Source organism: Cupriavidus pinatubonensis, from assembly GCF_019602855.1.
Taxonomy (GTDB): domain Bacteria; phylum Pseudomonadota; class Gammaproteobacteria; order Burkholderiales; family Burkholderiaceae; genus Cupriavidus; species Cupriavidus pinatubonensis.
In genome coordinates, this window is the sequence record NZ_CP080766.1 from 1644006 (window position 1) to 1658357 (window position 14352).

General features: G+C 65.4%; 14 protein-coding genes. 8 read left to right on the top strand and 6 right to left on the bottom strand.

Features of this window, described 5'->3' with window-relative positions; all coding sequences use genetic code 11:
• Positions 1-47: 47 nt before the first annotated feature.
• Entirely contained in the window at positions 48-2732 is a 2685-nt protein-coding gene (tssH, locus tag K2O51_RS07435) for a type VI secretion system ATPase TssH (RefSeq protein ID WP_220630011.1), read from the top strand.
• Positions 2729-3163, top strand: coding sequence for a type VI secretion system baseplate subunit TssE (gene tssE, locus K2O51_RS07440; RefSeq protein WP_011301370.1), 435 nt, complete (start codon positions 2729-2731; stop codon positions 3161-3163). Before tssH ends, tssE begins: the two co-directional genes overlap by 4 nt.
• A 200-nt stretch (positions 3164-3363) precedes the next feature.
• Here tssE and K2O51_RS07445 read toward each other — a convergent pair whose 3' ends face one another.
• Positions 3364-5679 carry a patatin-like phospholipase family protein gene (locus tag K2O51_RS07445; protein WP_245001788.1) on the bottom strand — a complete coding sequence of 772 codons (2316 nt, stop codon included), beginning with the start codon at positions 5677-5679 and terminating at the stop codon, positions 3364-3366.
• Positions 5680-5929: 250 nt separating this feature from the next.
• Between K2O51_RS07445 and K2O51_RS07450 the strand changes: the two genes are divergently transcribed.
• The 5 genes from K2O51_RS07450 (at position 5930) to K2O51_RS07470 (ending at position 8902) form a co-directional block, all read left to right on the top strand.
• Entirely contained in the window at positions 5930-6166 is a 237-nt protein-coding gene (locus K2O51_RS07450; protein ID WP_011301368.1) for a hypothetical protein, read from the top strand.
• A 44-nt stretch (positions 6167-6210) separates the two neighbouring features.
• Entirely contained in the window at positions 6211-6540 is a 330-nt protein-coding gene (locus tag K2O51_RS07455; RefSeq protein WP_011301367.1) for a hypothetical protein, read from the top strand.
• 101 nt (positions 6541-6641) lie between these two features.
• The gene (locus K2O51_RS07460) at positions 6642-6842 is read left to right on the top strand and encodes an oxidoreductase-like domain-containing protein (RefSeq protein ID WP_224009352.1); all 201 of its coding nucleotides are present in this window, start codon (positions 6642-6644) and stop codon (positions 6840-6842) included.
• Entirely contained in the window at positions 6839-7663 is an 825-nt protein-coding gene (locus tag K2O51_RS07465; protein ID WP_011301365.1) for an NAD-dependent protein deacetylase, read from the top strand. The genes K2O51_RS07460 and K2O51_RS07465 overlap by 4 nt, the downstream gene beginning before the upstream one ends.
• A gap of 339 nt (positions 7664-8002) precedes the next feature.
• Positions 8003-8902 carry a DMT family transporter gene (locus tag K2O51_RS07470; protein ID WP_220630012.1) on the top strand — a complete coding sequence of 300 codons (900 nt, stop codon included), beginning with the start codon at positions 8003-8005 and terminating at the stop codon, positions 8900-8902.
• Positions 8903-8912: 10 nt separating this feature from the next.
• Here K2O51_RS07470 and K2O51_RS07475 read toward each other — a convergent pair whose 3' ends face one another.
• Together K2O51_RS07475 and K2O51_RS07480 are read right to left on the bottom strand one after the other, a co-directional pair.
• Positions 8913-10622: an N-acyl-D-amino-acid deacylase family protein gene (locus K2O51_RS07475; protein WP_140949745.1), complete on the bottom strand. Its 1710-nt coding sequence runs from the start codon at positions 10620-10622 to the stop codon at positions 8913-8915.
• 45 nt (positions 10623-10667) lie between these two features.
• Positions 10668-11684 carry a Bug family tripartite tricarboxylate transporter substrate binding protein gene (locus tag K2O51_RS07480; protein WP_011301362.1) on the bottom strand — a complete coding sequence of 339 codons (1017 nt, stop codon included), beginning with the start codon at positions 11682-11684 and terminating at the stop codon, positions 10668-10670.
• A 152-nt stretch (positions 11685-11836) separates the two neighbouring features.
• Here K2O51_RS07480 and K2O51_RS07485 point away from each other — a divergent pair, with 152 nt between their 5' ends.
• Positions 11837-12775: a LysR family transcriptional regulator gene (locus K2O51_RS07485; protein ID WP_011301361.1), complete on the top strand. Its 939-nt coding sequence runs from the start codon at positions 11837-11839 to the stop codon at positions 12773-12775.
• Positions 12776-12778: 3 nt separating this feature from the next.
• Here the strand turns inward: K2O51_RS07485 and K2O51_RS07490 are convergent, their stop codons facing one another.
• The 3 genes from K2O51_RS07490 to K2O51_RS07500 all read right to left on the bottom strand — a co-directional run bounded on the left by K2O51_RS07490 (position 12779) and on the right by K2O51_RS07500 (position 14181).
• Positions 12779-13333, bottom strand: a complete 555-nt coding sequence (locus tag K2O51_RS07490; protein ID WP_041680614.1) for a DUF1439 domain-containing protein — start codon at positions 13331-13333, stop codon at positions 12779-12781.
• A gap of 114 nt (positions 13334-13447) precedes the next feature.
• Positions 13448-13651 (bottom strand): SlyX family protein, encoded by a 204-nt coding sequence (locus tag K2O51_RS07495; protein ID WP_011301359.1) that lies wholly within the window; start codon positions 13649-13651, stop codon positions 13448-13450.
• Positions 13652-13743: 92 nt separating this feature from the next.
• Positions 13744-14181, bottom strand: coding sequence for a VOC family protein (locus tag K2O51_RS07500; RefSeq protein WP_011301358.1), 438 nt, complete (start codon positions 14179-14181; stop codon positions 13744-13746).
• Positions 14182-14352: the final 171 nt, after the last annotated feature.

A 14352-nucleotide genomic window follows, 5' to 3' on the forward strand; every position in this document is an offset into this window, starting at 1 on the left:
CACCTGACACCAGTTGCCGCACTTCACTTTCTCTTCTGCAGTTCGCCATGACCAGCCGTGACTATTCCCCGTTTCTGCGCCGCCTGAATGCGCACTGCGCCCATGCGCTGGCCGATGCCGCCAGCCTTTGTGAAACGCGAGCCCACCGGGACATCGAGGTGGAGCACTGGCTGGTCAAGTTGTTGGAACTCGGCGAAGGCGACCTGCTGGCGATCCTGCGGCGATATGAACTGGACGTGGATGGAGTCTGGAATGGTCTGCTTACCGCCATTGACCGGCTGCCACACGACCTGCGCGGCAAGCCGGGATTGTCGGCACGTCTTGGCCAATGGCTGGAAGCGGCCTGGGTCAAGGCCTCTCTTGATAGCGGGGCGCATTCGATCCGCTCCGCCCACCTCCTGGCCGCGTTGGCGGAGACTCCCAACCTGCTGCGGGCGCCGGATGCCTGGCCATTGCTGAGTATTTCGGCGACACAGATTGAACGCCTGATTCCTGAACTGGATAAGATCTCCACCGAAGCTGATCTCCCGGGTGCATCTCCCACGCCGGCAAATCCGCGGATGTCCGACTCCCCATCGCAGACGCCGACGATGCCACCCCGACCGTTGCCGGGTCAGGCCGACACCTCTGCGCTGGCACGGTTCACTACCGACATTACGCAGAAGGCGCGCGACGGCAGAATCGACCCCGTGTTCGGCCGTGACACGGAGATCCGCCAGATGATCGATATTCTCGCGCGTCGCCGTAAGAACAATCCGATCCTGGTAGGCGAGCCGGGGGTAGGTAAAACGGCGCTGGTCGAAGGGCTGGCCCTTAAGATCGCGCAAGCAGATGTCCCGGCAGTCATCCGCGATGTCAGCGTGCTGACGCTGGATCTGGGGCTCCTGCAGGCCGGAGCTGGCGTCAAGGGAGAGTTCGAACAGCGCCTCAAGAACGTGATGGAGGCCGTGCAGCAGTCGTCCACGCCGATCTTGCTCTTCATCGACGAGGCGCACACGCTGATTGGCGCGGGCAACAATGCCGGCGGCGCCGACGCCGCCAACCTCCTGAAACCCGCGCTTGCACGCGGCGAACTGCGCACGATCGCCGCAACGACCTGGTCGGAATACAAGCAGTACTTTGAGCGTGACGCGGCGCTTGAGCGCCGGTTCCAGATGGTCAAGGTCGACGAGCCAGACGATGACGGCGCTTGCCTGATGCTGCGGGGACTCAAGGAGCGCTATGCGCAGCACCACGGGGTGCACATCACCGATGCAGCAGTTGCAGCAGCGGTCAGACTTTCGCGCCGGTATCTCACCGGGCGCCAGTTGCCTGACAAGGCGGTAGATCTGCTCGACACTGCCGCCGCTCGCGTGCGGATGAGCCAGGAGGCGACACCGGTCGCCATCTCCGCCTGCGAAGCCGAGCGCGCCGCACTGGAGGTCGAGCGAACCGCCCTGCGACAGGATCAGGGTGCCACCGGGACCAGCGACGCCGAACGGCTGGCCGCCATCGATGAGCGACTGGCGTCACTGGATGCCCAACACGAAGAGCTTGAGCGCTCCTTTGCCGAACAGAAGGACTCCGCGCAGGCGCTGCTGGCCTTGCGTGGGCAATGGCAAGCCGCCTCGGATGCTTCGGTGCGCCGGGATCTGGAGCCGTCGATCCTGGCAGCACACCAGGTGCTCGCGCGTGCCGGCCAGACGTCCCTGATTCATGCGGAAGTCGATGAGAACGTCATCGCGCAGGTCATCGCCGACTGGACCGGGGTTCCAGTCGACAGTCAGCTGTCCAATGAACTCGCCACGTTGCTGGAACTGGAATCCCGCTTGGGTGAGGTGGTGGTGGGTCAGGACGAAGCGCTGGCCGCGCTTGGCAAGAGCCTGCGTGCTGCCAGGGCGGGGCTCAAGTGCGAGGAAGCACCCATTGGGGTTTTTCTGCTAGTCGGTCCGTCCGGAGTCGGCAAGACAGAAACTGCGCGAGCATTGGCCGACCTGATGTTTGGCGGAGAGCGATCGCTCATTACCATCAACCTGTCTGAATATCAGGAGGCACACACCGTCTCCCAGTTGAAGGGTTCGCCGCCGGGCTATGTTGGCTATGGCGAAGGCGGCATCCTGACCGAGGCCGTTCACCAGCGTCCCTACAGTGTGGTGTTGCTGGATGAAGTGGAAAAGGCCCACCGCGATGTGCTGAACCTGTTCTACCAGGTGTTCGATCGCGGCTTCATGCGCGACGGCGAGGGCCGGGTCATTGACTTCCGCAACACGGTCATTCTCATGACGTCGAACCTGGGCAGCGATGAAATTCTTGCAGCCAACCAGGCCGTTGCCGAAGCTGGCGGCGATATCACCACCGCCATACTGATGGAGACCATCCGGCCCCAGCTGGTGGACCATTTCCAGCCCGCGTTGCTGGCGCGCTTCCAGACCGTCGTATACCGTCCCCTCGCCGCCGAGGCCATGGAAAGGATCGTACGCATGAAGCTCGCGAAGGTGGCAACTCGCATCGAGCGCCGCTTCGGCGTGCCACTGCAGTGCGAGGACGCGCTGGTGGCCGAGTTGGTCCGTGCCTGCCTGCTCCCCGATTCCGGCGCCCGCAACATCGACAGCCTGCTGGATCAGCAGATTCTGCCTGTGCTGGCGCGCGAGTTGCTCGCGCGCATGATGGACACGCAAATCCTGGCCGCAATCCGGCTGTCGCTTTCCGACGAAGACGGTATTGGCGTGGAGATTGAAGAGGTGTCGCGGTGACGCGGGGCGGGCCAGGGCTCTTCGAGGCGGTGACGGGATATTTTGCGAACGGCGTCGCCGTGGACGAGTTCGATCCGGCCACGCAGACCTTCTTGTCAGTGCAGGACAACATCCAGCGCATCCTCAACAGTCGCCGGGGCGGGCTGGCACACCTGCCCGACTATGGACTTGGAGACCTGTCGCGGATTTACCGCCACCTGCCAGCTTCCGCGCACACGCTCCAGCGGGAGATCGAGGCAACGCTGCTGCGCTACGAGCCACGTCTCAGGGCGATCGACATCACGATCGAGGAAACGGAGCCCGGCATGCTGCTGAGCTTCACCATGAGCTGCCACCTGCATCAGGCGGGGCTCGTGCGTTTCGGCACCCATTTCACGCCGGACGGCAAGACGCGGCTCAAGCTGCTGAAGGCCGTACAGGACCGGCACTGACCCATCGCGTTACGACGACAATCCCCATCCCCCTGATCGAAAACCCAAAAAAATCGCCGCTTGCGGCGGCGATGGGGAAGGGGGGCGTCAGTCAAGACGGGGTCTGTGTCTCAACGACAAGGACATTATACCTTATGTATTAAGACATTACATACAACTTTAGTGGGGCAACGCTGAGCAACAATTGAATAGTCAACCCCTCAGTAAGGCTTGCCGAGGAACAGATAAAAGCTGTAGACGCCCGCGGCAGCCCGCCCGTAAGCGAGATAAAGCGGGCCAACCGGGCTATCCAGCGCCAGGAAGATCGACCCCGACTTGAGCACCCCGGTCGGGCTGCCAGGCACCAGCGGCTGCCCCACGCGGCCCGCTTCCAGCGACATGCCGGCATAGACGCCTTCCAGCAGACTCTGCCGTGCAAGCTTGTTGTAGTAGACAATGCGCGCGAACTGCAGGTCGGCGCCCAAGAGTTGCCCGGTGCTGTAGCCCGATTGCTGAAGGAATCCGCCCCACTGAAAGTAGTCGTAGCGCGGCAGGGGGTTGTCGCCGATTTTGCTGCCCGCCTTGAAGCCCAGGTTGAACGTGTTGTTGCCGAACGAAAAGGCGTAGGTGCCGTCGATGGTGCCTTTGACATAGGCCTGCTCGGCGCCCAGCCCAGGCTGGGAGGCATAGAGTTTCAGCCAGCCGGCATAGCCGCTGCGGGGAAAAGATGTGCTGTCCAGTTGATCCAGGAAGAGTCGCCCCGTGATCGCCCCGAGGCGGATATGGCCGGGCTCGGGCGCCAGTTGCGCGGGACCTGTACTGAGCGAGGCATCGAGAGAGCCGACTTGCACGCCGATGCGCGCTTCACCGTACTTGGTGAACTGGCTGCCGAAGTCCAGCGACACGCTATAGCTGCGTACGTCGTACTGCGCGATGCGGGTGTTGCCCTGGAAAATGTTGACCGGTCTGCGCTCCAGGTCGATGCGCGGCGCCACGAAGAAGTACTGGCGCGTGTTGAGCGGCTGGTAGAACTCGCTGTGCAGCGCGGAGGTCTGGCCGACCTGCAGGTCGTTGCGCCATTCGGCGCCGAGCGAGTTGATCCACGGGCGCCGATGGCTGGCGACGAGGTTGAAATAGGATTCGCCGCGGAAATCCGTGGTCAATCCCAAGCCGAAGCGCAGATAGTTCGGGCCGTAGGTTTTTTCGATGGCATCGACTGCCATGATGCGTCGGCCTGGCTCTTCCAGGAAGCCGTAGTTCACATGCTCGAAGTCGCCAGTGCCGAACAGATGCCGCATGTCGAGGTCAAGCTGTGCCTGGTCGATCGGTTCGCCGGGTTTGGTCTCCATCACCGACGCGGCATAGCCGGGGTTGACGCGCTGCATCGGCGCGAAGCGGATTTCGTCGACGGGGCGCAGGTCCGGCGGATCCAGCGTTTGCTGGCGGATGCGCAGCGCGGCGTACTGCCCCGGGGGCAGCGCCAGCGGCGCAAGGCGGTCGGCCACCTTGTGCGCCGCGGCTTCGCCGACGGGAATGGTGTTGGTCAGGTGATCGAAGTCGCTGGCCGAGAAATCGCCCAGTTCCGGCAGGATCAGCACATCCGTGGACTTGAGCAAGGCCAGTGAACTGCGCACGTTCTGCTCGGTCAGGATGTTCAGCATCTGTCCCGTGACGCCGAGAATCGAATTCAGTTCGTCACGCCGCATCAGCGGCGTGCCGAGGTTCACCGCAATGACGATGTCGGCGCCCATCTGGCGCGCCACGTCCACCGGCAGATTATCGGTCAGGCCGCCATCCACGAGCAGCCGTCCCTCGTATTCGGCCGGCGCGACCGCGCCGGGCACGGACATGCTGGCGCGCATGACCTGCGCCAGTTCGCCCTTGCTGAAGACCACCGGCGTGCCCGCGACGAGATCGGTGGCCACGGCACGGTAGGGAATCGGCAGCCGGTCGAAGTCACGGTAGCCTGGGACCTTGGCCAGCTGGCGCAGCACGGTCTCGAGCTGCACGCCGGATACCGCCCCTTTGGGCAACTGGATGCTCCCGTCCTTGATGCCGATCTCGGGTGTGAACAGGTTGGTGTAGTCGTCCAGCTTGCGGCGCACCGTCAGGTCCTGGCGCGGCGGGCGTTCCTTAAAGATTTTCGCGGTGGACAGGCCCGCCACGAGCTTTTCCATGTCGGCGGGCGACATGCCGCTGGCATAGGCACCGCCGACGAGCGAGCCCATGCTGGTGCCGGCTATACAGTCCACCGGCACGCGCAGTTCTTCCAGCACTTTGAGCACGCCGATATGTGCCGCACCGCGTGCGCCGCCGCCGGACAGTACCAGGCAGATGCGCGGACGGCCGAGGCCCGGGGTCGGTACGGTCGGGGGCTGTGGCGGCGTGACGGCAGGCGGTGGCCCCGGCGCCGGCGTTGGCTGTTCCGTGGCCGTGGCCGTGGTCGTCGCGGCGGCCGCGCGCGCGCTGTCGACTGCCAGCAGCAGTGCGGCAGCGAGCAGCGCAGCCAACCATCGGGGTCGGATCGCAACGTTCATGGGACAGATCAGCGGACGCCGCATGTACGGCTCGGGTCTGGCTCAGGTCTGGCTTGGGTGGCCGTGCCGTGCAAAGGCCGCCGACCATGCTTGCGGATATCTTGGCGCAAACCGCGTGGCACCGAGTCCGCCGTCGAAACAATTCATCATGGCTAGCGGAAGCGTTCAGATCGCCGCATCGCAGACTCGGCATGCCAGTCGCAGCGAGAACGACTAACATCTACAGGACGAGCAAGGCTCTGGGGTACGAATGTACGGGTACTTCTTCTACCAGACCGCCGCAGGGCAACTGACCCTGATACCACGGGAAAAAGACTGGATGTTGATGCTGGGCAGCGGCGTTGTCGGCCGCTTTCCGGATGCCCAGACGGCGGTGGACGCCCTGTACGGGGGCGAATTGCGTGTGCGTGGGCGCCTGCTGGACGCCAATGGCCTTGGTGTGCCCAGGCGCGCGCATGACTGGCTCTACCATGTGTTGAGCCGTTGAGCGATCCAGCCGGCACGCCGGCGCCCGTGGAAAGGGGAACCGCCATGACAGCCCTTGTCGAGTGGACCCGCGAGCATACGTGCCGTCTCTTCCCGATGTCGGCGCAATACAGCGCGGGCGGCGGTTGCCAGGTGCAGGTGATCTGGCAGGCCGAACCGCCGGGTGCCGGGGTAATACGCCCGCGCCACGGCGCGGCGCTGCAGTTCGACCAGGACGTGATCGATGCGGTCTATCTGGCCGATCCGGCCGAACTGGCGCGTATCGGCGGCCGGCTGACGGATCTGGTATCGCGCTGGCTGGCTGGCGATGACATCGCTTGTATGACGGGCGATGTGCTCGTGATTCCGGTGGGGGATGCGTTGCTGAATCACTAGGCCGCGTCCAGCGTCGAGATCGCCACGCCGGCCTGCTTGCCCCGCCGGGAATATACTGTTGGCAACCCCGGCTCGCCGGTTTTGCCATTCCGAGTTGTTCCGTGCCAGACCATCCCGATCAAGACGACCCCCGTCCCGTGCCGCCCGAGCAGCCCGGCGACAATGAATGCTGCGGCTCCGGCTGCGATCCCTGCATCTTCGATTACTACTATCAGGAAATGCAGCGATACCGCGATGAACTGAAGGCCTGGGAAGCGCGCCAGGCCGCACGCCAGTCCGCCGCCGAGGATTCGCCCACTTGAGCGCGCTCGGCGATTTCGTGCGGCGCCATCCGCGCCTGTTCGTGCTGACCGGCGCGGGCATCAGCACCGATTCCGGCATTCCCGGCTACCGCGATGCAAACGGCCAGTGGCAGCGTTCGCAGCCGATCACGCTGCAGGCCTTCCTGGGCTCGCATGCGGGGCGCCAGCGCTATTGGGCGCGCAGCATGATCGGCTGGCCCGTGGCGGCCGGGGCGGAGCCAAATGCCGGCCATCACGCATTGGTGACGCTGGCGCGGCAAGGGCATGTGATGCGTCTGGTCACGCAGAACGTGGACGGGCTGCACCAGCGTGCCGGCAGTGAGGATGTGATCGAGCTGCACGGCAGCATCGGCAGTGCAATCTGCCTGTCGTGCGGCACGCGCCATGACCGCGCCGGCTTGCAGCGCTGGCTCACCGAGCAGAACGGCGAATTGCGCGATGTGATTGCCGAACCTGCGGCCGATGGCGATGCCCACTTCGAATCACCGCTGTTCGCGCATTTCCGTGTGCCGTCGTGCGAGCGGTGCGACGGTCTGCTCAAGCCCGACGTGGTGTTCTTCGGCGAATCCGTACCGCGCGAGCGCGTCGATGGCGCACGCGAAGCCCTGGTGCAGTCGGACGCGGTGCTCGTGGTCGGCTCGTCGCTGACGGTGTATTCGGGCTATCGCTTCTGCGTGTGGGCCGAGCAGATGGGCAAGCCCGTGGCCGTGGTCAACCTCGGCGTGACGCGAGCCGATCCGATGCTCACGCTCAAGGTCGAGCAGCCATGCGCGCAGGCGTTGTCCGAACTGACGACATGGCTCGCTCAGCCCGGTGATTGACCGGCACGCATTCGCCCGTTAGCATCGCTTCATTCGTCTTATCGTTTTCCACGCTTCCGACATCATGAACGCAGCCCGCCATCGCCACGCCCAGCCAGCCCTTGCGGCCGGTGCGCGCGCACGCGGTCTCGCTGCGCTGGTGGCGGTGGCTTCTCCCCCTCCTGTCGCGTCGCCACCCCCGGCGACCGCCGGCGCCCATCCGCCGCCGGCATTGCTTGGCTGACGGGTTCGTCCCGCAGCGCCTCTCTACGTCTCCGGTAGCACCACCCCTGGCGCTTTAATGCGCTGATGGCACACATGCGTGCCGGAGCCTGCCATGCTTTCGACAGGTGCAACCCCATGCGCATTGACAATCAACTGGCGGCACAGACCGATGCCGCTTCCGGCCAGCGTACGCTGGCTTCCCTGGGCGCGACGCCCCTTTTCGTGCTGCTGTGGAGCAGCGGTGCGATCTTTGCCCGCTGGGCGCTCGACCATGCCACGCCGTTCGCGCTGCTCACGCTGCGCTTTGCGCTGGCGCTCGCCGTACTCATCGCCATCGCGCTTGCGCGGGGGCAGCTGTTGCCGCGGCGTGGTGAACGGTGCCAGGCCGCGCTGGCGGGCTTGCTGATGGTGGCTGGATACTCGATCGGCTACTTCCTGGCGCTCGAGCGGGGCCTGACCCCGGGTGTGCTGGCCACCATCCTCGGCGCGCAGCCGATGCTCACGCTGTTGCTGACCGAGCGGCGCTTTGGCGCGGCGCGGATGGCGGGACTGGCTTTGTCCCTCGCCGGCCTGGCCATGGTCGTGGCCGACAGCCTGCTGATGGCGCGGTTGTCGCCGGCCGGCGTGTTGTTCGCGCTGGCCTCGCTGATGAGCGTGACGATCGGCGCGATCCTGCAAAAGCGCCTCACCAGTACGCCTGCGCAGGTGCTGCCGCTGCAGTATGGCGTGAGCACCCTGGCATGCCTGCTGTGCGTGACGTTCCAGCCGTTCTCGTTCGATGCGACGCTGGCGTTCTTCGTGCCGCTGGCATGGCTGGCGCTTGTGATCTCCGTTGCCGCCACGCTGCTGTTCTATCGCCTGATCCGCGCCGGCAATCTCGTCAACGTGACAAGCCTGTTCTACCTGGTGCCGGCGGGCACGGCCGTGTTCGACTATCTGCTGCTGGGGAACCGGCTGGCGCCGATGGCGATCGCGGGAATGGGGGCGATCCTGGCAGGGCTGGCGGTCGTGTTCCGGCGCAGGCCGGAACACTGAACCGACCGCGTCAGGCCACTGCCTTGCCCCGCAGAAGCTTGCCGGGCAGGGCGCCGGTGGCTTGCTTGTTCTCGAAGATCGGCACGCCGGCTACCAGTGTCGCGAGATAGCCATCGGCTTCCTGCACGAGACGCCGTCCGCCGGCAGGAAGATCAAAAGCCATGCGCGGCGCGTGGAGCTTCAGGCCGTCGTAGTCAATCACGTTGATGTCCGCCTTCATGCCCGGCTGCAGCGTGCCGCGGTCGGACAGGCCATACAGCCTGGCGGTGTCCGCGGTTTGGCGCTTGACCAGCGCTTCGAGCGGCAGGCGCGGACCGCGCGTGCGTTCTCGCGCCCAGTGGGTCAGCATGAACGTCGGCATGCTGACGTCGCAGATATAGCCGCAATGCGCGCCGCCGTCGGACAGACTGTTGACAGTGGCCGGATGCTGCAGCATCTCGTGCAAGTGCGTGAGCGAGCCGTAGGAGTAGTTGAAGCTCGGGTAGTACAGGATCGCGCGGCCGTCCTGCTCCAGCATGAGGTCGTAGATGGCCGCGAGCGGGGTCTGTCCGCACCGGGCCGCAATTGCGGCGACGCTGGTTTCGGGTGGCGGTTCATAGTCGGGCGTGCCGCCGAGCGGGAAGATGCGCTCGAAGTGACCGAACATCGCTTCGAGACCCTTGTCCATGCGTGCGCGCGGCTCGGTCAGGACGCGCTCGCGCACGGCGGGATCGCGCAGCCTTGTCACGCGTGCCTCAAAGCTCAGGCCGGCCAGTTCCTGGAATGCCGGGCACGCGATGAACGGGTGCAGCGAGCTCTGCCACGAGAACAGCAGCCCCAGCGGCCGGCCGCTGATGCCCCCATAGAGCGGCACGCCGCCGGCATGTGCCTGGTCGAGTGCGGCCAGCAGGTCGCGCCACAGGTCGGGCGCGGGATCGGTCTGCTGCAGGTTGAACAGCACCGGCAGCTTGTTGTGGCGCGCGAGCCGTTCCAGCCACGGCAGCTCATTGCCCATCGACACATGGTTGGCCGTCATCTGGAATACGCCGTGGCCGGCCTCGCCGAGCACGCGGCCGAGGCTCATGATCTCGTCGCCGCTCGCGAACGTGCCGGGCGGGTACTTGCGCTCGTCGTACTTGTGCAGGAACGTGCGCGACGTCGAAAAGCCGAGGGCGCCCGCTGCCATGCCTTCGCGCATGAGCCGGCACATCTGGTCGAGGTCCTGCGGCGTAGCTTCGTCGTGGTGGATGCCACGCTCGCCCATCACGTACGCACGCAGCGCCGCGTGCGGAATCTGCGCGCCGATGTCGAGAGCCTTGGGACGGCGGTCCAGTGCATCGAGGTACTCAGGGAAGGTTTCCCAGTCCCACTCGATGCCTTCGGACAACACCGAGCCCGGGATGTCCTCCACGCCTTCCATCACCTTGATCAGCCACGAACGGTCGGCCGGGCGCACCGGTGCGAAGCCGACGCCGCAGTTGCCCATCACCGCAGTGGTCACGCCGTGCCACGTCGATGGCGACAGGTACGGATCCCACGTCGCCTGGCCGTCGTAGTGCGTGTGGATGTCGATCCACCCCGGCACGACCAGCGCGCCGTTGGCGTCGAGTTCACGACGCGCTGTGCCGGCCCTGCCGCCGGCCTGGGTGACGCGCCCGCCGTCGATCGCAAGGTCGCCCTGATAGGCCGGTTGGCCGGTGCCGTCGACGAGGGTGCCGCCACGGATGACTAAATCGTGCATTGCCTGTTCCTTTGCCGTGTCTTGCAGGGTTTGCTGGCGGGGCGGTCAGTCGAGCTTGAGCCCGATGCGCTTGATCACAGCGCCCCAGCGCTCATAGTCGTTGGCCACGATCTGCCTGAACGCATCGGGGCCGGCGCCGCTGATCTCGTTGCCTTGCGCGCGGATCAGCTCGGCGATATCGGGCGATTCCACCGCGGTGCGGAACGCATTGGCGATCTTCTGCGCAATGGCCGGCGGCAGCTTGCCGGGCCCGAACACGCCTTGCCAGCCGACGATGTCGAGCCCCGGCACGCCCTGCTCGGCCATGGTCGGCAGGTCCGGCAGCACCGTCAGGCGCTTGTCGGCCGCCACGCCGAGCAGCTTGACCTTGCCGGCACGCGCGTTCTCGACCGCGGTGGAGGTGCCGTCGAAATAGACCTGCACGTCGCCAGCCAGCAGTGCGCGGGTGGCATCGGCGGTGCCCTTGTACGGCACGTGGACCATCTCGATGCCGGCGCGCTGCTGCAGGATCTCGCCGTTCAGGTGCGAGGTGGACCCGAGGCTGTACGAAGCAAAGTTGAGCGCGCCCGGATGCTGCTTCGCGTAGCTCACCATTTCGCGCACGTTGCTGAAGGGCGCGTTGCGGTTGGCCACCAGCACGGTGGCGGAGCGTACGAGCTGCACCACGGGAGTGAAGTCCTTGAACGCGTCGTACGGCAGCTTGTTGTAGAGATGCGGATTCTGCGTGTGGGTGACGACGATGGTGTAGAGCAGCGTGTGGCCGTCGGCCGGGGCATGCGCCACATCCGCTGCGCCGATGAACGTGCCGGCGCCCGGCTTGTTGTCGATGATCAGGTTCGCGCCGGTCTGGTCCGACACGCGCTTGGCGATCAAGCGCAGCAGGCCGTCACTGCCCGACCCGGCGCTGAACGGCACCACCACGCGTACCGGCTTGCCGGCCTGCGGCCAATCGTTGGGAGGGGCCGCGCTGGCGGGGTTGCCAGTGAATGCGGCGACGGTGACGGCAATGACGGCGAGGCTCAGGCGCGCGGTTCCGCGCGCTTGCGGGGCAAGGCGGTCCATCTTGTCTCCTGTTCCGGAATGTTCCGTAGGGGGCAGCCGTGGCGCCGGTGGGGCGCTCGATGCTCTCTGGCAGGTCTGCGAGCCGAGTATAGGGATTGCCGTACCGTGAAATCCAATGCATATTTGTGGCCTTCCCTATGAAATAAATCTATATGCTCAGCTTGCGTCGTCTCGAGCATTTCGCGGTGCTGGCCGAAGAGCGCAGCTTCTCGCGCGCCGCGCGCCGGCTCAACCTGACCCAGCCGGCGCTGACGCGCAGCATCCAGACGCTCGAGGAAACGCTGGAGCTTCAACTGGTGGACCGTGCCGCGAGCGGGCTGGTGCTGACGGAAGCCGGCGCAATGGTGCTGGAGCGTTCACGCCGCATGCTCGGCGATGTGCGTGCGCTGCAGCGCGAAGCGGGGCGGCTGCGCGGCTTCGAGACGGGGACGGTGAACTTTGGCGTCGGCTCTTTCCCTGCCGCGGCCTTCCTCGGCTCCGTAATGACACGCGTGGCGCGCGACTATCCCGGGCTGGTGGTACGCGTGGAAACCGAGAGCTGGCGTCGGCTGCTCGAAAAGCTGCAGCGCGACGAGCTCGATTTTGTCGTGGCCGTGACCCACAGCCTGCCGCCGCCGGCGGATTTCCAGGTGCGGGAGTTGCCAGCGCAGCGCATGGGGTTCTTCGTACGGCCGGGGCATCCGTTGGCGGGGCTCGGTCAGGAGGCGGTGCGCGGGCAGATTGCCGGTTTTGGGCTTGCCACGACCACGCTGCCGCCACGCGCGCGCAGCGAACTGGCAGCGCTTTTCGGACTGCCCAGTGCCGACGAACTGCCGGTACGGCTGGAGTGTGACAACGTGCAGGTGTTGTGCGAGGTGGCCGGCGCGTCTGACGCGGTGCTGTTCGCGACCCACGAGGCCGTGCGCAGGGAGTTGGCCGCGGGAACGCTGGCGCCACTGATACTGGAATACCTCGCTCCGGCGCCTTTACCGCTGACGCTGGTGTACCCCGGTGGACGCAATCTGTCAGGCGCAGCCCAGTTGCTGGTCGGGCTGCTGGAGGAGTGTGCCGGCTGTCCTGTCACGCCACAAGCGCCTCCGCCGGCCGGCTGAGCGCTACTGGTCCTTCACTTCGACCCGAATCCCTTCCGGCGCCACGGTGATCGCGCCGGGTTCGACGTCCTTGCCGCCGAAGCGCAGCTCCTCCGGCTTGAACGTGTAGATCGGGTAATCCTTCAGCAGTTGCTGCGCGACCACCGCGCCGATGGCATTGAGCTGCTCCTTGTACAACGCCATGCCTTGGACTTCCACGTCCTGCACGGTCGGGTTGTCCAGCAGCACGGCGCGTTGCGCCTTGTCGTAGCGCAGCCCGCTGTTCAGCGAAAGCGTGCCGTTGACCGGCGGCGATGCCGTCAGCGCGTTGGTGAGCCGGGCATCCATCTGCGTCGTGATGCGGTTGTTGGCATCGTCGAGCACCAGGCGCGGGCGCGTGAGCTGGACGCTGACGACCTGCGCATAGCGCAGTGTGGCCGGGAAGCGCTTGTCCACGGCCTGCTGCAGTTCCTGCTTCGTGAATGTGTATTCGCCGGTCCAGATGTTGTAGCCAGCGTGGGCGGCGGTCGTCACGGCAACGGTCGCCGCGGCAATCAATAGGCGTCGATGAAGGCGCATGAGGCTGGGTGCGCGCATTGGCGCAATGTTGTCTGCGTAGTGCCTGTCAGACACGGATCGGCAGAGGAGCGTTCCAGTGCGGGAACAAAGGCACGGCCAAGTGCGGCCTGAGGCTCAGTAGTGCGGGGGGATTTCGTGCTGCGGGTTGGACTCGGCAGCCGTCGAGGGCGCGCTGGTCACCTGCTGATAGAGCGCGCGGAACTGCTCCTGCAGCAGGTCAAGCTGTTGCTGCTGGCGCGCGACGGTCAGGTTCAGCGTTTCGAGCAGGTCTTCCTGGAACGCGAGCTTGATCTCGAGTTCGTTGAGGCGGTCATCCATGGCGGTATCTCCGGCTTGGTCTCCGGCAAGGGCGCCGAGCCGCGCATTGTAAGCGAGGCGAGGCCCCCTTGCGGATCAGTCGGAGCGCCGCCTTACTGGTGCTGGGCAGGCTTGATCAGCATCCACAGCACGCCGAAGCGGTCCGTCACCATGCCGAACTTCTCGGCGAAGAAGGTCGTGGACAGCGGCATCATCACCTGGCCGCCTTCGGTCAGGCCGTTGAATGCCTTTTCCAACGCCGCTACGTTGTCGTACGTGATCGACAGCGCGATGCCCTGGAATTGCGGATTGCCGGTGCAGCGCCCGTCGGACACCATGATCAGGCTGTCGCCGACCTTGAACTCGGCGTGCATGACCTTGTCATCCATGGCGGCAGTAGGACCGCAGCCTTCGCCGGCACCGACCTTGTCCTTTTCGGGATTGTCCTTGAACCGCATCAGCATGCCGGGCTTGGCGTCAATCGTCTTCTTGTAGAACTCGAGTGCTTCCTCGCAACGGCCTTCAAAGAACAGATAAGGCTGGACTAGCATGGACATCTCCTGTTGGGGGACACGCTTGCGCATGGCCGGAGGGAATCAGTCTTGGGGCCGGGAACGTTGCATCCGCGGCGAGCGGCGTCACTGCGTTTGTGTACGCCGTCCACAATACCTTAGCAAAGAAACTGGACGGCGTCCACATCGATATGCCGGCACTTCAGCGGC